The sequence below is a fragment of the Salmonella sp. SJTUF15581 genome (genome assembly GCF_043356775.1).
In the GTDB taxonomy this organism is placed as follows: Bacteria; Pseudomonadota; Gammaproteobacteria; order Enterobacterales; family Enterobacteriaceae; genus Salmonella; species Salmonella enterica.
Map to the genome: position 1 here is coordinate 65,499 of NZ_JBEUJY010000006.1, position 21,603 is coordinate 87,101.

Consider the following 21,603-nt stretch of genomic DNA (forward strand, 5'->3'; position numbering starts at 1 on the left):
TTATGGGTGTGCCGTACAGCCATAACGTAAACCAACAGGTTTGCCACATTTGTGGTAGGGAAGGGGGTGAAAATCCCCCGCAGCCCCCGCTGCTGTGATGCTGACGACCCCGTAAAGACCACTGATCGCAAGATTGGGAAGGACGGGCGAGGAGGACGCTAAGCCAGAAGACCTGCCTGTCGGTGATAACCAACAACTTCGGTGGGAAGTGGGTTGCGAAGACGCGTACAGTCGAAAGACTGAACATGCGCGTACCTGTATACCCCTACCACCCTGAACAGGATCAGGGTAATGGCGGCAAGGCATCACGCATTTATTCTTGCAGGCACAGGAAGCGGTTGCGGCAAAACCACGGTGACGCTTGGTTTGTTGAGGCTGCTGCAAAAACGCGCGCTGCGCGTACAGCCGTTTAAAGTTGGGCCAGATTACCTTGATACCGGCTGGCATACCGCTATCTGTGGCGTGGCGTCCCGTAATCTTGACAGTTTCATGCTTCCTCCTCCTGTTCTCAACGCCTTATTTTGCGAACAAATGCGGCAGGCGGATATCGCTGTCATTGAAGGGGTCATGGGGCTGTATGACGGCTATGGCGTCGACCCCAATTACTGCAGCACAGCCGCGATGGCCAAACAGCTTGGTTGCCCGGTCATCCTACTGGTGGACGGCAAGGCTGTTTCAACGTCGCTTGCGGCTACCGTTATGGGATTTCAGCACTTCGACCCGACCCTCAACCTCGCGGGCGTGATTGTGAATCGCGTCACTAGCGACGCCCACTATCAGCTCCTCAAAAATGCCATTGAACATTATTGCTCACTGCCGGTACTGGGGTATGTCCCTCCTTGCGACGGCGTCGCATTACCTGAACGCCACCTGGGGTTGATTATCGCCAGAGAATCCCTCGTCAATCAGCAATCATGGCATGATTTTGCCGCCTCGCTGGAACAAACAGTGGATGTGGATGCGCTACTCTCGCTGAGCGTGTTATCAGCGCTTCCGACGGGAATGTGGCCTGAGCGCCCCGATAACACAGCGGGGGCAGGGCTGACGCTTGCTCTGGCGGATGATGAGGCCTTTAACTTTTATTATCCCGATAACATCGATTTGCTGGAGCGTGCCGGCGTTAACATTGTGCGTTTTAGCCCACTGCATGACCGCGCATTGCCTGATTGTCAGATGATCTGGCTGGGCGGTGGATATCCTGAATTATACGCCGCGGATCTGGCGGCAAATACGGCGATGTTAAAACATTTGCGGGCGGCGCATCAGCGCGGCGTGGCGATTTACGCGGAGTGTGGCGGTCTGATGTATCTGGGGAGCACTCTGGAGGATAGCGGTGGGGAAATTCATCAGATGGCGAATATTATCCCCGGTCACAGCAAAATGGGTAAGCGACTTACCCGCTTTGGCTACTGTGAGGCGCAGGCTATGCAGCCAACGCTATTGGCGGCGCCTGGCGAGATAGTGCGCGGCCATGAATTTCACTACTCAGATTTTATCCCCGAAACACCCGCCGTTATGGCCTGTCGTAAGGTTCGCGATGGCCGCGTGTTACAGGAATGGACTGGCGGCTGGCAGACAGGCAACACGTTTGCCAGCTATCTGCACGTCCATTTCGCCCAGCGTCCGGAAATGTTGCAGCACTGGCTGGCGGCGGCGAGGCGCGTATTATGACGATTCTTGCCTGGTGTATCGCCTGGGTGCTGGATTTTATCATCGGCGACCCTCAACACTGGCCCCATCCGGTACGCTGGATAGGTCGTTTAATCACGTTTGTGCAGCGTATTGTTCGTCGCTATTGTCCCGGCGATAAAGCGCTGCGGATTGGCGGCGGCGTAATGTGGGTTGTGGTTGTCGGGGCGACCTGGGGCGTGGCATGGGGCGTACTGGCGCTGGCGCAGCGGATTCACCCCTGGTTTGGCTGGAGCGTCGAAGTCTGGATGATCTTTACCACGCTGGCCGGACGCTCTCTGGCCCACGCCGCGCAGGAGGTTGAACGACCGTTACGGAAGAACGACCTTGCGGAAAGCCGAATAAAACTCTCCTGGATCGTCGGGCGCGATACGTCGCAACTTCAGCCAGCGCAGATCAATCGCGCCGTGGTGGAAACGGTTGCAGAAAACACCGTTGACGGCATTATCGCGCCGCTCTTTTTCCTCTTTCTCGGCGGCGCGCCGCTGGCGATGGCCTACAAAGCCGTCAATACCCTGGATTCAATGGTGGGCTACAAACATGAAAAATACCGGGCGATTGGTATGGTCAGCGCCCGTATGGACGACGTAGCGAACTATCTTCCTGCCCGACTGAGCTGGCTGTTGCTGGGCATTGCGGCAGGACTGTGTCGCCTGAGTGGTTGGCGGGCGCTGCGTATTGGCTGGCGTGACCGTTATAACCACAGTAGCCCAAATTGCGCCTGGTCGGAAGCGTGTGTGGCCGGCGCCTTAGGTATCCAGCTCGGTGGCCCAAATAACTACTTTGGCGAGCGTGTGGACAAGCCCTGGATCGGCGACGCGCAGCGCGATATTTCCGTGGACGATATTTCCCGAACGATTCGATTGATGTGGGTCGCTTCAACCCTGGCGCTGGCGCTGTTTATTGCGGCGCGGTGCGGGTTATCTGGCGTGGCCTGAGGACGACAGTATGCATTATATCCAGCAGCCCCAAACCATTGAGGCCAACAGTTTCACCATTATTAGCGACATTATTCGCGAAACGCGTCCTGATTACCGTTTCGCCAGTCCGCTCCATGAGGCCATTATAAAGCGGGTTATTCATACCACCGCCGATTTCGACTGGCTGGACATTTTGTGGTTCTCTGCCGATGCGCTGGAGCAGCTTTGTGATGCGCTACGCCAACCGTGCATTATTTATACCGATACCACGATGGCGCTGTCCGGCATTAATAAAAGATTACTGGCGACGTTTGGCGGCGAGTGTCGCTGTTATATCAGCGATCCGCGCGTGGTGCGCGCCGCAAAAACGCAGGGGATTACCCGTTCAATGGCCGCTGTCGATATCGCTATCGCCGAGGAGGAGAAAAACAAACTCTTTGTTTTCGGTAATGCGCCGACGGCCCTGTTCCGTTTGCTTGAACATAACGTGACGGTGAGCGGCGTGGTGGGCGTACCGGTAGGCTTTGTCGGCGCGGCGGAGTCCAAAGAGGCGCTCACCCATAGCCATTTCCCCGCGGTTGCCGCGTTAGGGCGTAAAGGCGGCAGTAACGTGGCTGCCGCTATCGTCAATGCGCTGCTCTATCACCTCCGGGAGGCCTGATGAGCGAGCTTTCTTTTGACGCGCCGGTCTGGCACCACGGTAAAGCGTTACGTAAAGGATATACCACCGGTTCCTGCGCGACGGCGGCGGCAAAAGTCGCCGCGCTGATGGTATTGCGTCAACATCTGATTCATCAGGTCTCCATCGTCACGCCGTCGGGCGTCACGCTATGCCTGAACGTGGAGTCGCCGCACATTGAAGGCCAGCAGGCGATAGCCGCAATTCGTAAAGATGGCGGCGATGATGTGGATGCCACGCACGGAATGCTGATTTTTGCCCGCGTTACGCTCAACGACAGCGGTGAGATTACGCTCACTGGCGGCGAAGGTATTGGTACGGTAACGCGTAAAGGGATTGGACTACCGCTCGGGAGCGCCGCCATCAATCGTACGCCACGCCATACCATTGAGTCTGCGGTGCGCGAAGCGATAGGCCCGGCGCGTGGGGCCGATGTGGAGATTTTTGCCCCGGAAGGCGAAGTGCGGGCGCAAAAGACGTATAACTCGCGGCTTGGCATTCTTGGCGGCATTTCCATTATTGGCACTACCGGCATTGTGACGCCGATGTCGGAAGAAAGCTGGAAACGCTCGCTATCGCTGGAACTGGAGATCAAACGGGCGTCAGGATTAACGCGGGTGATACTCGTGCCGGGCAACCACGGCGAACGGTTTGTTCGCGAACAAATGGGCGTCGACACACAGGCAGTCGTCACCATGAGCAATTTTGTCGGCTACATGATTGAAGAGGCGGTACGGCTGGGATTTTGCCAGATAGTGCTGGTGGGTCATCCTGGAAAATTGATCAAAATCGCCGCCGGGATCTTTCATACCCATAGCCATATTGCCGATGCGCGCATGGAAACGCTGGTCGCGCATTTAGCTTTACTGGGCGCGCCGCTGGAGTTACTCACCCTGGTCAGCGATTGCGATACCACCGAAGCGGCAATGGAGCACATTGAAGCATATGGCTTCGGGCATATCTATAACCATCTTGCCAGGCGTATTTGTTTGCGAGTCATGCAGATGCTGCGTTTTACCAAAACGCCGCCTGTCTGCGACGCCATCCTGTTTTCTTTTGATAACCATATTCTCGGCAGTAATCGTCCCGTCGACGAGATTGCTAAGGAGCTGCAATGCTAACGGTCGTGGGAATGGGGCCCGCTGGACGGCATTTGATGACGCCTGCGGCGCTGGAAGCGATAGACCACGCCGATGCGCTGGCAGGCGGTAAACGGCATTTGGCGCAGTTTCCGGCGTTTGGCGGCGAACGATTTACGCTGGGCGCGGATATTGGCGCGTTGTTGTCATGGATTGCCGCCCGTCGGGATAAAGGGATCGTGGTGCTGGCCTCCGGCGATCCGCTGTTTTATGGCATCGGTACACGCCTGGTGGCGCATTTTGGTATCGAACAGGTTCGCATTATCCCTGGCATCAGCGCCGTACAGTATCTGTGCGCACAGGCTGGAATTGATATGAATGACATGTGGTTGACCAGTAGCCACGGTCGTTGCGTCAGCTTCGAGCAGTTGGCGAACCATCGCAAAGTGGCGATGGTCACGGATGCCCGCTGCGGGCCGCGAGAAATCGCGCGGGAGCTGGTCGCGCGCGGTAAAGGGCATCGCTTAATGGTGATTGGTGAAAATCTGGCGATGGAAAATGAGCGGATCCACTGGCTACCCGTCAGTGCGGTCAACGCCGACTATGAAATGAATGCAGTGGTGATCCTGGATGAAAGATGAGCTTTTTCTGCGCGGCGAGAACGTGCCAATGACCAAAGAGGCAGTACGGGCGCTGGCACTGTCGAAACTTGAGCTCCACCGCGCCAGTCACCTGATTGACGTCGGGGCGGGAACGGGAAGCGTCTCAATTGAAGCGGCGCTGCAGTTTCCTTCGTTGCAGGTGACGGCTATCGAGCGTAATCCTGCCGCGCTACGGCTGCTTGATGAGAATCGTCAGCGCTTTGCCTGCGGCAATATCGATATTCTCCCCGGCGAAGCGCCAATGACCATAACCGGGAAAGCCGATGCGGTGTTTATGGGCGGCAGCGGCGGGCATCTGACGGCGCTGATTGACTGGGCGATGGGTCATCTGCATCCCGGTGGCCGTCTGGTGATGACCTTTATCTTGCAGGAAAACCTTCATAGTGCGCTGGCGCATCTTGCGCTCATCGGCGCATGTCGAATGGACTGTGTACAGCTTCAGCTTTCATCGTTAACGCCGCTGGGGGCGGGACACTATTTTAAACCGAACAATCCTGTTTTTGTTATCGCCTGTCAGAAGGAAGAAAACCATGTCAGAGACATTTGATCCACGCTGTGTATGGTTCGTCGGCGCCGGGCCGGGCGATCGCGAGCTGATCACGCTTAAAGGCTACCGCCTGCTGCAACAGGCGCAGATAGTTATCTATGCCGGTTCGCTGATCAATACCGAACTGCTGGATTACTGCCCCGCGCAGGCAGAACGCTATGACAGCGCCGAACTGCATCTTGAGCAGATTATCGAGCTGATGGCGGCGGGCGTGAAAGCGGGAAAAACGGTGGTGCGGTTGCAAACAGGCGATGTCTCGCTGTACGGCTCCGTGCGTGAGCAAGGCGAAGAGTTAACCCGCCGTGGTATCGACTGGCAGGTAGTACCTGGCGTCAGCGCGTTTCTCGGCGCTGCGGCGGAGCTGGGTGTGGAGTATACCGTACCGGAGGTATCGCAGAGTCTCATTATTACCCGTCTGGAAGGGCGTACGCCAGTACCGGCGCGCGAACAACTGGAGGCGTTCGCCAGTCACCAGACGTCAATGGCGATTTATCTTTCCGTTCAGCGTATTCATCGGGTGGCGGAACGTCTCATTGCCGGCGGTTATCCGGCAACTACGCCTGTCGCAGTCATCTATAAGGCTACCTGGCCGGAAAGCCAGACCGTTCGCGGCACGTTAGCGGATATTAGCGACAAAGTACGTGATGCTGGCATCCGTAAGACGGCGTTAATCCTGGTCGGGAATTTTCTGGGTAAGGAGTATCACTACTCAAGACTTTATGCAGCGGACTTTAGCCATGAATACCGTAAAGCCTGAATCCATTGCGTTGTTTTGCCTGACGCCCGGCGGCGTGGCGCTGGCAAAGAGACTCGCCGCGATGCTGCCGTTAACCTGCTTTACCAGTGAAAAACTGCGGGAAGAGGGATTTATTCCCTTCGATGGCGGATTCGCTAATACCGCCCGGCAGGCTTTTACCACTTATACCGCGCTTATTTTTATCGGCGCGACCGGCATCGCCGTTCGTGTCCTGGCGCCGTTAGTGAACGACAAGTTCAGCGATCCGGCGGTGGTCGTCATTGATGAACGTGGTCAGCATGTCATTAGCCTGCTTTCCGGTCATGCGGGCGGGGCCAATGCCTTGACGCGCTACCTGGCAGGAATGTTAGGCGCCGATCCGGTGATTACCACGGCAACGGATGTCAATGAGATGTCCGCGTTGGACACCTTAGCTTTCCAGCTTAACGCCCGCATGACCGATCTTCGAACGGCGGTAAAAACCGTTAACCAGATGTTGGTCAGTCATCAACGTGTGGGGTTATGGTGGGATGCCGAACTAACGGAAGAGATCGGCCAGTGTGATATTCGCGGTTTTATCCCTGTTGATGATTTGCAGCGGCTGCCTGAACTGGATGCGCTTATCTGCGTCTCTTTGCGTAATGACCTCCCTGAGCTTCCCGTACCGCACTGGAAACTGGTGCCCCAGCGCGTGGTGGCGGGAATTGGCTGTCGCCGCGATACGCCATTTCCCCTGTTAGCGACATTACTGGCGCGCCAGCTTGAAGCGCAGAAACTCGATCCGTTGGCGTTAAAAGCGATTGGCAGCGTCACGCTCAAAAAAGGGGAGCCGGGGCTTATTCAGCTCGCCTCCTGCTGCCGCGTGCCTTTTAAAACCTTTACCGCCGAAGCGTTGCGCGAATTCGAACACCATTTTCCCGGTTCTGGCTTCGTCAGAAAAACGGTGGGCGTTGGCAGCGTATCCGGCCCGGCTGCGTGGTTATTAAGCCAGGGACAATTGTTAGGCGAAACCCTGCGCGAACAGGGCGTCACTATTACTTTGGGAGTTTCACACTGATGTTAAGCGTAATCGGAATTGGCCCTGGCTCACAGTCAATGATGACCATGGAAGCGATTGAGGCGCTTCAGGCGGCGGAAATCGTCGTGGGCTACAAAACCTATACCCATCTGGTTAAAGCATTCACCGGCGACAAACAGGTGATCAAGACTGGCATGTGTAAGGAAATTGAACGCTGCCAGGCGGCTATTGAACTGGCGCAGGCTGGGCATAACGTAGCGCTCATCAGCAGCGGGGATGCGGGAATTTACGGCATGGCGGGGCTGGTGCTGGAACTGGTCGGCAAGCAGAAGCTGGATGTAGAGGTTCGCCTTATTCCGGGGATGACCGCCAGTATCGCAGCCGCCTCGCTGCTGGGTGCGCCGCTGATGCACGACTTCTGTCATATCAGCCTCAGCGACCTGCTGACGCCGTGGCCGGTGATTGAAAAACGCATTGTTGCCGCAGGCGAAGCCGACTTCGTTATCTGTTTTTACAACCCGCGCAGCCGCGGCCGCGAAGGGCATCTGGCGCGCGCGTTTGACCTGCTTGCCGCCAGTAAAAGCGCGCAAACGCCGGTTGGCGTGGTGAAATCCGCCGGACGTAAGAAAGAGGAAAAATGGCTGACTACGCTCGGCGATATGGATTTTGAACCGGTAGATATGACCAGTCTGGTCATCGTCGGTAATAAAACGACCTATGTTCAGGATGGGCTGATGATCACGCCGCGAGGCTATGTGCTGTGAGCTACGGGGAAGTGCTGGTCATGGGCGGAACCAGCGATGCGCGCGCGTTATGCCGACAACTGGATGCGGCGAACGTCGCGTACACCTTATCCGTGGCGACGCCAGCCGGAAAAGCGCTGGCTGGCGACATTAAAGGACAGGTGCGCTGTGGTCGTCTGGAGTACGGGCAGATGGTCGCCTGGCTAAAAGAAAACCGTACTCGCTGGGTAATAGATGCATCGCATCCTTATGCAGAAATGGTCAGCCATAACCTCCTTCGCGCCTGTGAAACGGCAGGCGTGTTGTTAAGTCGTTATCAGCGTCCGGAGCAGCTTAGCAATCTGACGCATCCGCTTCTCTATACGGCGCGCAGTATTGCCGATGCCTGCGAGATAGCGAGGCGTTTTGGTCCGCGCGTGTTACTGACGACCGGCAGTAAAGATCTGGCCGTCTGGCGTGCCGGGCTGGCGGAAAAAACGTTGCTGGCGCGCGTACTGCCCGTGGCGGAGGTGATTCAACGCTGCAGCGAACTGGGGTTCGGCGTTGGAGAAATTTTCGCACTGTGTGGGCCGTTCAGCGCTGATTTTAACGCCGCGTTTTACCACCAGTGCCGGGCCGACGTAGTCATTACCAAAGCGTCCGGCGCGGAGGGGGGATATCAGGAAAAAGTTCAGCCCTGTCTGGATGCGGGCATTCCCTGCATCGTTATTGCGCGCCCGACGCCGCTTGTGACGGGTGATGAGTTACTGGAAAGCCAGGCCGCCTTTGCGCAGCGTTTATCGCGCTGGCTGGCCGCAGCTAAGGAGTAAAAATGAAAAAAGCGCTTCTGGTAGTCAGTTTTGGCACCAGCTATCACGACACCTGTGAAAAAAACATTGTGGCGTGCGAACGTGATCTGGCGGCGTCCTGTCCCGATCGCGACCTGTTTCGCGCCTTCACTTCCGGAATGATCATTCGCAAGCTTCGCCAGCGTGACGGTATCGACATCGATACGCCATTACAGGCTTTGCAAAAGCTTGCCGCACAGGGATATCAGGACGTGGCGATTCAGTCGTTGCACATTATTAACGGCGACGAATATGAAAAAATTGTCCGTGAAGTACAACTCTTGCGCCCGTTATTTACTCGCCTGACGCTGGGCGTGCCGCTGCTGAGCAGCCATAACGATTATGTGCAGCTAATGCAGGCGTTGCGACAACAGATGCCATCGCTCAGACAAACGGAGAAAGTCGTTTTTATGGGCCACGGCGCCAGCCATCACGCATTCGCAGCTTATGCCTGTCTCGATCATATGATGACCGCGCAGCGCTTTCCGGCGCGCGTCGGCGCCGTAGAAAGCTACCCGGAGGTCGACATCCTGATCGACAGCCTGCGTGACGAAGGCGTCACCGGCGTACATTTGATGCCATTAATGCTGGTGGCGGGCGATCACGCCATTAATGATATGGCTTCAGACGACGGCGACTCATGGAAAATGCGCTTTAACGCGGCGGGCATTCCGGCGACGCCGTGGCTGAGCGGGCTGGGAGAAAACCCGGCTATCCGGGCGATGTTTGTCGCGCATTTGCACCAGGCGCTGAACATGGCGGTAGAGGAGGCGGCATGAACGGTAAATTATACGCATTAAGTACCGGGCCAGGCGCGCCCGACCTGATAACCGTCCGCGCAGCGCGGATTCTTGGCTCGCTGGACATTCTGTATGCGCCCGCCGGTCGTAAGGGGGGCGATAGTCTGGCGCTGTCGATTGTGCGCGACTATCTCGGCGAGCAGACGGAAGTACGTTGTTGCCATTTCCCTATGAGCGCTGACGGCGCCGAGAAAGAAGCGGTCTGGAACGAGGTTGCCGCCGCGCTTACCGCAGAGGTGGAAGCGGGTAAACAGGTCGGTTTTATTACCCTGGGCGATGCGATGCTATTCAGTACCTGGATTTTTTTACTCCAGCGAATCGGCTGCCCGGAGTGGCTGGAGATTGTCCCCGGCGTCACGTCCTTCGCCGCGATAGCCGCCCGCGCGAAAATGCCGCTCGCCATAGAACGGCAATCGCTGGCGGTTATTTCTTGTACCGCGCCGGAAGCGGAAATAGCCCAGGCGCTACAACAGCATGATAGCCTGGTGCTGATGAAAGTGTATGGCCGGTTCGCTCGTATTAAAGCGTTGCTGGCGCAGGCTGGCCTGCTGGAATGCGCCTTAATGATGTCCGAGGCCACGCTGCCCGGCGAGCAGTGCTGGCGCCATCTCCACGAGGTCAACGATGATCGACCGTTGCCCTATTTTTCGACCATTCTGGTCAATAAACAGTGGGAGTATGCAGAATGAAACTTGAACAGCAGCTTCGACAGTTGTCTTTCAGTGGACTGGCTGCAGCGCTATTGCTGATGGTTGTCCCGCAACAGGCGTTTGCGATGCATATCATGGAGGGCTTTTTACCGCCAGTGTGGGCGCTGGCCTGGTGGCTACTGTTTTTACCCTGCTTGTGGTATGGGCTGGTGCGCTTACGGCATATTGTGCAGGAGGATAATCATCAGAAGGTACTGCTGGCGCTGTGCGGCGCGTTTATTTTTGTCCTGTCCGCGCTCAAAATTCCGTCGGTAACGGGGAGTTGTTCACATCCGACCGGCGTTGGTCTGGCGGTTATCTTGTTCGGGCCCGGGGTGGTGGCGATTCTCGGCGCGGTTGTGCTGTTGTTTCAGGCGCTATTGCTGGCGCACGGCGGCCTGACGACGCTTGGCGCAAACGGAATGTCGATGGCGGTGATTGGCCCGGTTGTCGGTTATCTGGTGTGGAAAATGGCCTGCCGTGCCGGACTGCGCCGCGATGTCGCCGTTTTTCTGTGCGCGATGCTGGCGGATTTGGCGACCTATTTTGTGACTTCAGTCCAGCTTGGCGTTGCGTTTCCCGATCCCCATGCCGGAGCGACAGGGTCTGTTGTGAAGTTTATGGGGATTTTCTGCCTCACACAGATTCCTGTCGCCATTGCCGAAGGTTTATTAACCGTCATGATTTATGACCAGTTAACCAAACGGCAAGTGATTACCGTACAAGGACATTAAAATGAAAAAAACGTTGATGTTGTTAGCGATGGTGGTGGCGCTGGTGATTCTGCCGTTTTTTATTAACCATGGCGGTGAATATGGCGGTTCAGACGGCGAAGCGGAAAGCCAGATTCAGGCTATTGCGCCGCAGTATAAACCCTGGTTTCAGCCGTTATATGAACCTGCCAGCGGTGAAATTGAAAGCCTGCTGTTTACCCTTCAGGGCTCTCTTGGCGCGGCGGTGATTTTTTATATCCTGGGGTATTGCAAAGGTAAACAACGCCGTGATGACCGGGCTTGATCGACTCAGCTATCAAAGCCGCTGGGCACACGTTGCGCCGCAGCGCAAGTTTTTGCTGTGGCTGGCGATGATGATACTGGCGTTTGTTCTGCCGCCTGTAGGGCAGGGCATTGAGCTGCTGATCATTGCCGGATTGAGCTGTTGGCTATTGCGCATATCCCTCTGGCGCTGGTGTCGATGGATGGCGATACCTTTTGGATTTTTGTTGGTCGGCGTGATAACGATTATCTTCAGCATCAGCCGCGAGCCGCAAATACTGCTGGCTGGCATATCTGTCGGGCCGTACTGGATCGGGATTACCCGTGCGGGCGTGGTCACGGCGAATGACACGTTCTGGCGTAGCCTGACGGCGCTGTCCGCGACGTTGTGGCTGGTGATGAACCTACCGTTTCCGCAGTTAATTAGCTTGCTTAAGCGCGCGCATATTCCACGCCTGCTTACCGAGCAAATCCTGTTAACGTGGCGCTTTCTCTTTATTCTTCTGGATGAGGCGGCGGCAATTCGTCGCGCGCAAACGCTGCGTTTTGGTTATTGCAGCCTGCCGAACGGCTATCGATCTCTGGCAATGCTGACTGGACTCCTGTTTACGCGGGTGTTAATGCGTTATCAGCAAATGACCACCACGCTGGATATCAAACTGTATCAGGGTGATTTTCACCTGTAAGGACTATTATGCTTGCCACTTCAGACCTGTGGTTTCGTTATCAGGATGAGCCGGTACTTAAAGGGTTAAATCTGGATTTTTCGCTCTCGCCTGTTACCGGTTTGGTGGGCGCCAACGGTTGTGGGAAGTCTACGCTTTTTATGAACCTGAGCGGCCTGTTGCGTCCGCAAAAAGGAGCCGTGTTGTGGCAGGGAAAACCGCTGGATTACAGCAAGCGCGGACTACTGGCTCTGCGCCAGCAAGTTGCGACGGTTTTTCAGGACCCTGAACAGCAGATTTTTTATACTGATATCGATAGCGATATTGCGTTTAGTTTACGTAATTTGGGGGTGCCGGAGGCGGAAATCACGCGCCGCGTCGACGAGGCGCTAACGCTGGTTGACGCCCAACATTTTCGCCATCAGCCCATTCAGTGTTTGAGTCATGGGCAAAAAAAACGTGTGGCTATCGCCGGAGCGCTGGTGCTACAGGCGCGCTATCTATTGCTGGATGAACCCACTGCTGGTCTCGATCCCGCAGGGCGCACTCAGATGCTTGCTATCATCAGGCGGATTGTGGCGCAGGGAAATCATGTCATTATCTCCAGCCATGATATCGATCTTATTTATGAAATTAGCGATGCCGTATACGTATTACGCCAGGGCCAGATCCTGACGCATGGCGCGCCTGGCGAGGTTTTCGCGTGTACGGAAGCGATGGAACAAGCGGGGCTAACCCAGCCCTGGCTGGTCAAACTTCATACTCAACTGGGACTGCCGCTGTGTAAAACAGAAACGGAGTTTTTTCATCGAATGCAAAAGTGCGCATTCAGGGAGGCGTCATGACGCAGGCAGTTATGTTGCAGGGGACGGCATCCGACGTCGGCAAAAGTGTGCTGGCGGCGGGTTTATGCCGCATTTTTTATCAGGATGGTCTGCGTACCGCGCCGTTTAAATCGCAAAATATGGCGCTTAATTCTGGTATTACGCCGGATGGTAAAGAGATGGGGCGGGCGCAGATTTTTCAGGCGGAAGCCGCGGGGATCACGCCAGATGTGCGTATGAATCCGGTGCTGCTCAAACCGACCAGCGATCGCCAGGCGCAGGTCGTGCTGATGGGGAAAGTGGCGACCAATATGGATGCGGTGAGTTACCATGACTATAAACCGCGTTTGCGTGAGCAAATCCTTGCGGTCTATAACAGCCTGGCGCAGGAATATGACGTTATTGTGCTGGAAGGCGCCGGAAGCCCGGCGGAAATCAATCTGCGCGATCGCGATATCGTCAATATGGGAATGGCGGAAATGGCCCAGTGTCCGGTTATTCTGGTGGCGGATATCGACCGGGGCGGCGTATTCGCCGCTATTTATGGCACGCTGGCGCTGCTGCATAAACAGGAGCGTGACAGAGTAAAGGGCGTCATTATCAACAAATTCCGCGGCGACGTGGCGCTACTCTATTCCGGTATCGAACAAATCGAATCGCTTACCGGCGTCCCGGTTCTGGGGGTGATGCCGTGGCTGGATGTGGATCTGGAAGATGAAGATGGCGTCGCGCTGCAAAACGATAAATATCGCGGTAACGCCCCCCGTGATATCACTATTGCCATTGTGCAACTGCCACATATTTCTAACTTTACGGATTTTAACGCTCTGGCGGCGCAGCCGGATGTGCGCATACGCTATATTCGCCGCCCGGAAGCGTTGACTGACGCTGATCTGGTGATCCTGCCGGGCAGTAAGAATACGCTGAGCGACCTCGCCTGGCTGCGCGAAAGCGGGATGGCGGATGCGGTATTGCAGACACATCGGCAGGGCGTGCCGGTGATGGGAATTTGCGGCGGCTACCAGATGCTGGGCGACACCATTGTGGATGAGGTGGAGTCGGGGCTGGGTACGCAGCCGGGTCTGGGGCTGCTTAATACGATCACTCGCTTTGCACAGGATAAAACCACGACGCAGGTTAACGCGACAATGTCAGGCGAGCTGCCCGGCTGGCTGGCTGCCGCGGCGGGGCTACCGGTTCGCGGTTATGAAATTCACATGGGGGAAACGGTGCTGCAGGAAGGATGCTGTACGGCCATGACGTTACAGAAAAATGGATGCTCTATGGCGGATGGCGCGGTCACCGCCGACGGACTGGCGTTTGGCACTTACCTTCATGGCCTGTTTGACAGCGATGCGTTTACCCGTGCGGTGGTCAATGGGTTACGGGCGCGAAAAGGGTTTGCGCCGTGGGAAACGACTTTTTGTTATGCGGATCATAAAGCGCGGCAATTTGATCTGCTGGCGGAAGCGATGCGGCAACATATTGATATTGATAAAATTTATACCATCATGCAACAACATCAGGAGCCGGTATGATGATTCTGGTGACGGGCGGGGCGCGTAGTGGTAAAAGCCGTCATGCTGAAACCTTAATTGGCGATGCGCCGCAGGTACTGTATATCGCCACCTCGCAGATTCTTGATGACGAGATGGCGGCGAGAATTCAGCATCATAAAGATGGCAGGCCGGCACACTGGCGGACCGCAGAATGCTGGCGGCATCTTGATACGTTGATTACCGCGGATCTTGCCCCTGACGACGCGATTTTGCTGGAATGTATTACCACCATGGTGACGAATCTGCTGTTTGCGCTGGGAGGCGAAAACGATCCCGAACAGTGGGATTACGCGGCGATGGAGCGCGCCATTGACGATGAAATTCAGATTTTAATTGCAGCCTGCCAGCGCTGCCCGGCGAAAGTGGTACTGGTGACAAATGAGGTGGGAATGGGGATCGTCCCGGAAAACCGTCTGGCGCGCCATTTTCGTGATATTGCCGGTCGGGTCAACCAACGACTGGCGGCAGCGGCGGATGAGGTCTGGCTGGTGGTCTCAGGTATTGGAGTCAAAATTAAATGAGTAAGCTGTTTTGGGCCATGCTCGCTTTTATTAGCCGCTTGCCCGTGCCGTCACGCTGGTCGCAGGGACTGGATTTCGAGCAATATTCGCGTGGGATCGTGATGTTTCCCTTTATCGGGTTGATTCTGGGGGGCGTAAGCGGCCTGATTTTCATCCTCCTGCAACCCTGGTGCGGTATTCCGCTAGCGGCGTTGTTCTGTATTCTGGCGCTGGCGCTGCTGACCGGGGGTTTTCACCTGGATGGGCTGGCCGATACCTGCGATGGCATTTTTTCCGCGCGCCGCCGTGAGCGAATGCTGGAGATTATGCGTGATAGTCGTCTGGGAACCCATGGCGGGCTGGCGCTTATTTTTGTGCTACTGGCAAAAATTCTGGTGGTCAGCGAACTGGCGTTACGTGGAACGCCAATGTTGGCGGCGCTGGCAGCGGCCTGTGCGGCTGGGCGCGGCAGCGCCGTTTTATTGATGTACCGTCATCGCTACGCCCGTGAAGAGGGGCTTGGCAATGTATTTATCGGTAAAGTCAGCGGACGGCAAACCTGCATTACTCTGGGATTGGCGATAATCATCGCCACGGTATTACTGCCTGGTATGCAAGGACTGGCCGCAATGGTGGTCACATGCGCGGCGATTTTCATCCTTAGCCAGTTGCTTAAACGTACGCTTGGCGGTCAAACCGGCGATACGCTGGGCGCGGCGATCGAACTTGGCGAATTGATCTTTCTGCTGGCTCTATTATGAGCCGATTATTACGGACGAGACATCTTATGCAGACACTACACGCTTTACTCCGTGACATTCCTGCGCCGGACGCCGAGGCGATGGCGCGTGCGCAGCAACATATTGACGGCCTGCTCAAACCGCCGGGCAGCTTGGGCAGACTGGAAACCTTAGCCGTTCAGCTCGCGGGAATGCCGGGTCTTAACGGTACGCCGCAGGTAGGTGAAAAGGCGGTGCTGGTGATGTGCGCCGACCATGGCGTCTGGGATGAAGGCGTAGCGGTTTCGCCCAAAATCGTGACGGCGATTCAGGCGGCGAATATGACGCGGGGAACAACCGGCGTATGTGTGCTTGCCGCTCAGGCCGGTGCGAAGGTGCATGTCATTGATGTCGGTATTGATGCCGAACCTATTCCTGGCGTAGTTGATATGCGCGTCGCGCGCGGCTGCGGAAATATTGCCGTTGGCCCGGCGATGAGTCGCTCGCAGGCTGAGGCGCTTTTGCTGGAGGTTTCCCGCTACACCTGCGACCTGGCGCAACGCGGCGTGACCTTATTTGGCGTAGGGGAGCTGGGAATGGCGAACACTACGCCAGCCGCCGCGATGGTCAGCGTTTTTACAGGAAGTGATGCAAAAGAGGTGGTGGGGATTGGCGCGAATCTTCCGCCTTCCCGCATCGATAATAAAGTGGACGTCGTGCGGCGGGCGATTGCGATTAATCAGCCCAATCCGCGCGATGGCATTGATGTGTTGTCGAAGGTGGGTGGTTTCGATCTGGTCGGGATGACCGGCGTGATGCTTGGCGCGGCAAGGTGTGGCTTACCCGTATTGCTGGATGGCTTTCTTTCCTACTCGGCAGCGCTGGCGGCCTGTCAGATTGCGCCTGCGGTGAGACCTTATCTGATCCCGTCGCACTTTTCGGCGGAAAAGGGCGCCCGCATCGCGCTCGCGCATTTGTCTATGGAACCCTATTTGCATATGGCGATGCGGTTAGGTGAAGGAAGCGGCGCGGCGCTGGCGATGCCGATCGTGGAAGCCGCGTGCGCCATGTTCCACAATATGGGGGAGTTAGCGGCCAGTAATATTGTCCTGCCGGAGGGGAACGCAAACGCAACATAACCCGGGCGCACAACACCAGCCATGTGAGAAAAAAGCTATACTTAACGCACACCTGCCGCGACAAAGGAAGGGATATAATGCGTCGTATCACACCTTTTTTTCCGTTTTTCGTCTTGTTGGTAAGCCATTTCTCGCTGGCTATAAGCTATCCGTTGCCGCCCGAAGGCAGTCGTCTGGTAGGACAGCCTGTCACAATCGCCGTACCACAGAACAATACTCAGCCCTTAGAGTCATTTGCCGCCCGCTACGGTCAGGGGCTGAGTAATATGCTTGAAGCGAATCCCGGCGTGGATGTGTTTTTACCTCAGTCTGGTTCCACACTGGTAGTGCCGCAGCAGTTGATTCTGCCTGACACCGTTCGTGAAGGTATTGTGGTAAACGTCGCCGAGATGCGCCTTTATTATTATCCCGCAGGCACGAATACGGTTGAGGTGCTACCCATTGGTATTGGTCAGGCTGGCCGTGAAACGCCGCGCAACTGGGTAACTGCGGTTGAACGCAAACAAGATGGCCCGGTTTGGGTGCCAACGGCTAATACGCGTCGGGAATATGCTAAAGAGGGAAAAACGCTGCCCGCGATGGTGCCTGCGGGGCCGGATAACCCTATGGGGCTATACGCAATATATATCGGCAGGTTATATGCCATCCATGGCACTAATGCTAACTTTGGCATTGGCCTTCGCGTCAGTCAGGGCTGTATCCGTTTACGCAATGACGATATTAAATATTTATTCGACCATGTTCCTGTAGGAACCCGCGTTCAGATTATCGACAGGCCCGTTAAATTTTCGGTAGAGCCGGATGGCAGTCGTTGGCTGGAAGTACACGAACCGCTTTCTCGCAACCGTGCTGAATTTGAGTCAGACAAAAAAGTTCCATTGCCCGTTACGCCAGTGCTGCGCACGTTTATCAAAGGGGATGACGTTGATACTTCGCGGGTTAATGAGGTGCTGGAGCGCCGTTCCGGAATGCCGGTCAACATTAGCGCGGGCAGGCCTGGCCTTTAAATATCCTGTCGCATTGCTGGTTTTCATGGGCTGGAGTATCTGTATTAGTAGTGAGTGTCATGGCAGGGGCTTCATTTTCTCAACGAACCGCTAGCCCTCCGATTAAGCTCAAAGTCATAAATCTTTTCTCCGGCATCGCCGGAGGTTTTTCATATGCGTCTGCAAGGCTCTCTTATCCACCGCGCCGAGTATTCTTTTCGGTCGAAATGATATTTGAGATACCAGAGGCATGAACCGCCCGGACTGACAAGCAGATACAGACCGTGAGAAGCGGTCAGTTTAAAGGGAGTTGGTGAAGGTTTAGTAGCGCGGATTTTACTGTCAGTAAGGGGCATGTGGTGATCACTCCTTTATCTAACTGAAATGACCCCAAAGCAGACCACCAATTTGTCCCGATGCGGAGAGATAAATCAATATGCACTGAGACAGTTTTCTACGCTAACTCTCTGAATCAAAATACTATTGAGACATGCTGAGATGCCTGGAAACAGGAATTTGACTCCTCTGACTGGGTGCGTTTTTTATCTCATTGAATAATAAAATATTTATTTTCTAAATTCAAAATAAGGCCCTTATAAAAGCCCCGATCGTAATGATGCACTAAGAATGTGATTTTTATCACATTTTAAAAGTGGGATTATTTCCCCCCATCTTGCCATTTCCACTAGATATTATTAACGGATACTTGAATTAATTCGATTATTCAATAATGATTGAAGTATTGAATCATAGAGAGCCGCCCCACATTATGAACAAACAAACTGCCACAACCATCTTTGAATCCCTCTCCTCCGGCGTGCGTCTGGATGTATATCGCCTACTGATCAAAATGGGTACCGAGGGCATGGTTGCCGGGGAGATCGCTTCAACGCTGGATATCCCGCCGACTAACTTATCGTTTCATTTAAAGGCGTTGACGCAAGCCGGGATGCTGACGGTAGAACAGGAAGGTCGTTACCAGCGTTATCGTGCCAACATCCCACTGATGCTGGATTTAATCGGCTGGCTGACCGAGGAGTGCTGCTCAGGCCACCCGGAACAATGCGCAGGTTTTCGTTCGGCTTCTTCCTGCTCAGAAGCCGTTTTACCACCACTCAACACCACGAAAAAGAGTAAATCATGAACGTACTTTTTCTCTGTACCGGCAACTCCTGCCGTTCCGTGCTGGCCGAAGCCACGTTTAACCATCTGGCTCCAGCCGGATGGCGCGCCATGAGCGCAGGCAGTCACCCGGCGGGTTACGTACATCCCCGAGCACTGGCGTTGTTGGCGCGGGAAGGCATTTCAACAGAAGGCTATTTCAGCAAATCGTGGAACGATCTGCCGCAGACGCCGGATACTGTCGTGACAGTCTGTTCAAACGCTGCCGGAGAAACCTGTCCGGCCTGGCTCGGTAACGTGATGCGTACCCATTGGGGCGTTGACGATCCGGCTCATGCTACCGGTAGCGATGCCGAAATCGATGCGGCTTTTGTCACTGCTTACCAGACATTACGTGCGCGTATTGAAGCTTTTCTGGCGCTGCCGCTGAATGAATTGCTGCACGAGCGCGCTCGTCTGAAAGTCGAACTGGATCGTATTGGTGAAATTTTTTAACGACCTGTATTTCAATAATTGATGGAGAGTCAAATGAAGACGATTCAGATTTTCGATCCCGCTTTATGCTGTTCTTCCGGTGTCTGTGGCCCGGAAACCGATCCGGCGCTGGTAGCGTTCGCCGCTGATTTTGAGTGGGCCAGAACGCAGGGCGTCAATATTGAGCGTTTCAATCTGGCACAGCAACCATTGCTCTTCGCACAGAACGAAATCGTTAAAGGCTTTCTGGCCCGTTCCGGCAAAGAGGCGCTACCGCTGATTCTGGTGGATGGTGAAGTCGCACTGGCTGGTCGTTACCCTCGCAGAGAGGAACTGGCGCGCTGGATGGGGCTTACCGTCTATTCGAGTTTTACGCCAGCGACTTCCTCCTGTTGCGGTGGCGATAAGTGCTGCTGATGGACTGATTTCCCGCTTTATTTAATTTAAAGGAGTCTTTTTTATGCTGATGCTTCGGCAGGTGCCCCCCTTTTTGTTTTTTACCGGTAAAGGCGGTGTGGGTAAAACATCGCTGGCCTGCGCTACCGCGATTCATTTAACCACTTCCGGCAAACGCGTACTGTTGGTCAGTACCGATCCTGCATCGAATGTCGCGCAGGTGTTTGAACAGACCATCGGCCATCAGATAACCTCGGTTGCAGCGGTTAACAGACTGTCCGCGCTGGAAGTCGATCCATCTGCTGCCGCAGCGGCATACCGTGAACGCATTGTCGGGCCGGTACGGGGGATCCTGCCAGACGATATCGTGGCGGGTATTGAGGAACAGCTCTCCGGTGCCTGTACCACCGAGATTGCCGCCTTTGACGAATTCACCGCGCTGCTGACTAATCAGCAACTGCGCGATGAGTACGATCATATTGTGTTCGACACCGCGCCAACCGGGCATACGCTACGAATGCTGCAACTGCCCGGCGCGTGGAGCGGTTATCTCGACAACAGCCAGCACGGTGCGTCCTGTCTCGGCCCTCTGGTCGGGCTGGAAAAACAGCGCAGCCAGTATCGCGCCGCCGTAGACGCACTGGCGAATGCGGAACTGACGCGGATGGTGCTGGTCGCCAGAGCACAAACCGCAACGCTGAAAGAAGTATCGCGTACCTATGACGAACTGGCCGCCATCGGTCTGACGCAGCAGTATCTGGTCATTAACGGCCTGTTGCCTGAGCAGGAAACCGCACGCGATAAGCTGGCGCAGGCACTGTATCAGCGTGAACAACAGGCGCTGCAACATTTACCTGATAACCTGCGCGCATTGCCCTGCGATCGCCTGCCGTTAAAACCGTTCAATATGGTGGGGCTGGCGGCATTACGGGGTCTGCTGGACGACAGTTCAACTGGCACCCCGGCGGAAGTCGGAGATATCTCCCCCGTAGATCTTCCTTCGTTGTCATCACTGATCGACGGATTCGCGTCGCAGGGACATGGCCTGATCATGCTGATGGGCAAAGGCGGCGTGGGGAAAACTACGCTGGCAGCGGCGATTGCCGTTGAACTGGCTCGTCGCGGCTATCCTGTTCACCTGTCCACATCCGATCCGGCGGCGCACCTGACTGACACGCTGGACGGCTCATTCGACGGTCTGAGCGTCAGCCGTATCGACCCGCAGGCTGAAACCGAGCGTTACCGGCAGCAGGTGATGGCTGAGCAGGGTAAAAACCTCGACGAACAGGGGCGTGCCGTTCTTGAAGAAGATCTGCGTTCTCCCTGTACGGAAGAAATTGCCGTGTTTCAGGCTTTTTCACGCATCATTCAGGAAGCGGGTAAGCAGTTTGTCGTTATGGATACAGCGCCAACCGGCCATACATTGCTACTGCTTGACGCCACCGGCGCTTACCACCGTGAGATTGCCCGACTGGCCGGTGAGCACGGTCAGCCCGTACTGACGCCCATGATGCGCCTGCAGGACAGCGAGCAGACGAAAGTTCTCATCGCCACGCTGGCGGAAACCACGCCGGTGCTGGAAGCCGCTCATTTGCAGGACGACCTGCGTCGCGCGGGGATTGAACCGTGGGGCTGGGTCATTAATAACAGCCTGATCAATACGCCGACTACATCGCCGCTGCTGCGCCAGCGTGCCGAACGCGAACGGTCGCAGATTGATGCCGTCTGTACCCACCATACCCGACGCTGTGCGCTGGTGCCGCTACAGGCGGAAGAGCCTGTCGGCGTTGAGCGTTTACTACAACTGAGCACTACCGGAAAATAAACCCAAAGGA

Annotated in this window: 26 protein-coding genes and 1 riboswitch; of the genes, 25 read left to right on the forward strand and 1 reads right to left on the reverse strand. The window is 55.6% G+C overall.

Features of this window, described 5'->3' with window-relative positions:
* The first annotated feature begins 19 nt into the window (after nucleotides 1-19).
* A riboswitch (cobalamin riboswitch) is annotated at nucleotides 20-195 on the forward strand.
* Nucleotides 196-291: 96 nt separating this feature from the next.
* From ABVN36_RS12350 to ldtA, 21 genes are all read left to right on the forward strand, one after another.
* Nucleotides 292-1,671: a cobyrinate a,c-diamide synthase gene (locus ABVN36_RS12350; protein WP_023137993.1), complete on the forward strand. Its 1,380-nt coding sequence runs from the start codon at nucleotides 292-294 to the stop codon at nucleotides 1,669-1,671.
* Complete coding sequence (gene cbiB, locus ABVN36_RS12355; protein WP_000153647.1) at nucleotides 1,668-2,627, forward strand: adenosylcobinamide-phosphate synthase CbiB; 960 nt, start codon at nucleotides 1,668-1,670, stop codon at nucleotides 2,625-2,627. Before ABVN36_RS12350 ends, cbiB begins: the two co-directional genes overlap by 4 nt.
* A gap of 10 nt (nucleotides 2,628-2,637) precedes the next feature.
* Nucleotides 2,638-3,270: a cobalt-precorrin-8 methylmutase gene (locus ABVN36_RS12360; RefSeq protein ID WP_000558993.1), complete on the forward strand. Its 633-nt coding sequence runs from the start codon at nucleotides 2,638-2,640 to the stop codon at nucleotides 3,268-3,270.
* Nucleotides 3,270-4,409 (forward strand): cobalt-precorrin-5B (C(1))-methyltransferase CbiD, encoded by a 1,140-nt coding sequence (gene cbiD, locus ABVN36_RS12365; RefSeq protein ID WP_023137992.1) that lies wholly within the window; start codon nucleotides 3,270-3,272, stop codon nucleotides 4,407-4,409. Before ABVN36_RS12360 ends, cbiD begins: the two co-directional genes overlap by 1 nt.
* Nucleotides 4,403-5,008: a cobalt-precorrin-7 (C(5))-methyltransferase gene (locus ABVN36_RS12370; RefSeq protein ID WP_000958833.1), complete on the forward strand. Its 606-nt coding sequence runs from the start codon at nucleotides 4,403-4,405 to the stop codon at nucleotides 5,006-5,008. The genes cbiD and ABVN36_RS12370 overlap by 7 nt, the downstream gene beginning before the upstream one ends.
* Nucleotides 4,998-5,576: a decarboxylating cobalt-precorrin-6B (C(15))-methyltransferase gene (locus ABVN36_RS12375; protein WP_000650989.1), complete on the forward strand. Its 579-nt coding sequence runs from the start codon at nucleotides 4,998-5,000 to the stop codon at nucleotides 5,574-5,576. The genes ABVN36_RS12370 and ABVN36_RS12375 overlap by 11 nt, the downstream gene beginning before the upstream one ends.
* On the forward strand, nucleotides 5,560-6,333 hold the full coding sequence (locus ABVN36_RS12380; RefSeq protein ID WP_000004859.1) for a cobalt-precorrin-4 methyltransferase: 774 nt from the start codon (nucleotides 5,560-5,562) through the stop codon (nucleotides 6,331-6,333). Before ABVN36_RS12375 ends, ABVN36_RS12380 begins: the two co-directional genes overlap by 17 nt.
* Nucleotides 6,314-7,369: a cobalt-precorrin 5A hydrolase gene (cbiG, locus tag ABVN36_RS12385; protein ID WP_001533797.1), complete on the forward strand. Its 1,056-nt coding sequence runs from the start codon at nucleotides 6,314-6,316 to the stop codon at nucleotides 7,367-7,369. The genes ABVN36_RS12380 and cbiG overlap by 20 nt, the downstream gene beginning before the upstream one ends.
* Complete coding sequence (locus tag ABVN36_RS12390) at nucleotides 7,369-8,094, forward strand: precorrin-3B C(17)-methyltransferase (RefSeq protein ID WP_023137991.1); 726 nt, start codon at nucleotides 7,369-7,371, stop codon at nucleotides 8,092-8,094. The genes cbiG and ABVN36_RS12390 overlap by 1 nt, the downstream gene beginning before the upstream one ends.
* The gene (locus ABVN36_RS12395; RefSeq protein ID WP_000120171.1) at nucleotides 8,091-8,882 is read left to right on the forward strand and encodes a cobalt-precorrin-6A reductase; all 792 of its coding nucleotides are present in this window, start codon (nucleotides 8,091-8,093) and stop codon (nucleotides 8,880-8,882) included. Before ABVN36_RS12390 ends, ABVN36_RS12395 begins: the two co-directional genes overlap by 4 nt.
* Nucleotides 8,883-8,884: 2 nt before the next feature.
* Nucleotides 8,885-9,679 (forward strand): sirohydrochlorin cobaltochelatase, encoded by a 795-nt coding sequence (locus tag ABVN36_RS12400; protein ID WP_000709784.1) that lies wholly within the window; start codon nucleotides 8,885-8,887, stop codon nucleotides 9,677-9,679.
* Nucleotides 9,676-10,389 (forward strand): cobalt-factor II C(20)-methyltransferase, encoded by a 714-nt coding sequence (locus ABVN36_RS12405; protein ID WP_001013552.1) that lies wholly within the window; start codon nucleotides 9,676-9,678, stop codon nucleotides 10,387-10,389. The genes ABVN36_RS12400 and ABVN36_RS12405 overlap by 4 nt, the downstream gene beginning before the upstream one ends.
* On the forward strand, nucleotides 10,386-11,123 hold the full coding sequence (gene cbiM, locus ABVN36_RS12410) for a cobalt ECF transporter S component CbiM (protein WP_023137990.1): 738 nt from the start codon (nucleotides 10,386-10,388) through the stop codon (nucleotides 11,121-11,123). Before ABVN36_RS12405 ends, cbiM begins: the two co-directional genes overlap by 4 nt.
* Before the next feature lies 1 nt (nucleotide 11,124).
* On the forward strand, nucleotides 11,125-11,406 hold the full coding sequence (locus ABVN36_RS12415) for an energy-coupling factor ABC transporter substrate-binding protein (RefSeq protein WP_000753212.1): 282 nt from the start codon (nucleotides 11,125-11,127) through the stop codon (nucleotides 11,404-11,406).
* On the forward strand, nucleotides 11,393-12,070 hold the full coding sequence (locus ABVN36_RS12420; protein WP_023137989.1) for an energy-coupling factor ABC transporter transmembrane protein: 678 nt from the start codon (nucleotides 11,393-11,395) through the stop codon (nucleotides 12,068-12,070). Before ABVN36_RS12415 ends, ABVN36_RS12420 begins: the two co-directional genes overlap by 14 nt.
* Nucleotides 12,071-12,078: 8 nt before the next feature.
* Entirely contained in the window at nucleotides 12,079-12,894 is an 816-nt protein-coding gene (locus tag ABVN36_RS12425) for an energy-coupling factor ABC transporter ATP-binding protein (RefSeq protein ID WP_000881542.1), read from the forward strand.
* A complete protein-coding gene (locus tag ABVN36_RS12430) occupies nucleotides 12,891-14,411 on the forward strand; it encodes a cobyric acid synthase (protein WP_023137988.1) in 1,521 nt (506 codons plus the stop codon). The genes ABVN36_RS12425 and ABVN36_RS12430 overlap by 4 nt, the downstream gene beginning before the upstream one ends.
* The gene (cobU, locus tag ABVN36_RS12435; protein ID WP_000973193.1) at nucleotides 14,408-14,953 is read left to right on the forward strand and encodes a bifunctional adenosylcobinamide kinase/adenosylcobinamide-phosphate guanylyltransferase; all 546 of its coding nucleotides are present in this window, start codon (nucleotides 14,408-14,410) and stop codon (nucleotides 14,951-14,953) included. Before ABVN36_RS12430 ends, cobU begins: the two co-directional genes overlap by 4 nt.
* Nucleotides 14,950-15,693 carry an adenosylcobinamide-GDP ribazoletransferase gene (gene cobS, locus ABVN36_RS12440; RefSeq protein WP_023137987.1) on the forward strand — a complete coding sequence of 248 codons (744 nt, stop codon included), beginning with the start codon at nucleotides 14,950-14,952 and terminating at the stop codon, nucleotides 15,691-15,693. Before cobU ends, cobS begins: the two co-directional genes overlap by 4 nt.
* A gap of 26 nt (nucleotides 15,694-15,719) precedes the next feature.
* Nucleotides 15,720-16,790, forward strand: coding sequence for a nicotinate-nucleotide--dimethylbenzimidazole phosphoribosyltransferase (gene cobT / locus ABVN36_RS12445; RefSeq protein ID WP_001193976.1), 1,071 nt, complete (start codon nucleotides 15,720-15,722; stop codon nucleotides 16,788-16,790).
* A gap of 77 nt (nucleotides 16,791-16,867) precedes the next feature.
* Nucleotides 16,868-17,797, forward strand: a complete 930-nt coding sequence (gene ldtA, locus ABVN36_RS12450) for a L,D-transpeptidase (RefSeq protein WP_001252816.1) — start codon at nucleotides 16,868-16,870, stop codon at nucleotides 17,795-17,797.
* A 149-nt stretch (nucleotides 17,798-17,946) separates the two neighbouring features.
* On the opposite strand, the gene ABVN36_RS12455 is transcribed toward ldtA, so the two are convergent.
* Nucleotides 17,947-18,132 (reverse strand): Arm DNA-binding domain-containing protein, encoded by a 186-nt coding sequence (locus ABVN36_RS12455; protein ID WP_001624696.1) that lies wholly within the window; start codon nucleotides 18,130-18,132, stop codon nucleotides 17,947-17,949.
* A 413-nt stretch (nucleotides 18,133-18,545) separates the two neighbouring features.
* Here ABVN36_RS12455 and ABVN36_RS12460 point away from each other — a divergent pair, with 413 nt between their 5' ends.
* The 4 genes from ABVN36_RS12460 to arsA are packed head-to-tail and all read left to right on the forward strand — an operon-like array spanning nucleotide 18,546 to nucleotide 21,593.
* Nucleotides 18,546-18,920 carry a helix-turn-helix transcriptional regulator gene (locus ABVN36_RS12460; protein ID WP_001041817.1) on the forward strand — a complete coding sequence of 125 codons (375 nt, stop codon included), beginning with the start codon at nucleotides 18,546-18,548 and terminating at the stop codon, nucleotides 18,918-18,920.
* Nucleotides 18,917-19,393 (forward strand): arsenate reductase ArsC, encoded by a 477-nt coding sequence (locus ABVN36_RS12465; protein WP_023137986.1) that lies wholly within the window; start codon nucleotides 18,917-18,919, stop codon nucleotides 19,391-19,393. Before ABVN36_RS12460 ends, ABVN36_RS12465 begins: the two co-directional genes overlap by 4 nt.
* A 33-nt stretch (nucleotides 19,394-19,426) precedes the next feature.
* A complete protein-coding gene (gene arsD / locus ABVN36_RS12470) occupies nucleotides 19,427-19,789 on the forward strand; it encodes an arsenite efflux transporter metallochaperone ArsD (RefSeq protein ID WP_000849418.1) in 363 nt (120 codons plus the stop codon).
* A 43-nt stretch (nucleotides 19,790-19,832) separates the two neighbouring features.
* Nucleotides 19,833-21,593 (forward strand): arsenical pump-driving ATPase, encoded by a 1,761-nt coding sequence (arsA, locus tag ABVN36_RS12475; RefSeq protein WP_023137985.1) that lies wholly within the window; start codon nucleotides 19,833-19,835, stop codon nucleotides 21,591-21,593.
* Nucleotides 21,594-21,603 lie beyond the last annotated feature (10 nt).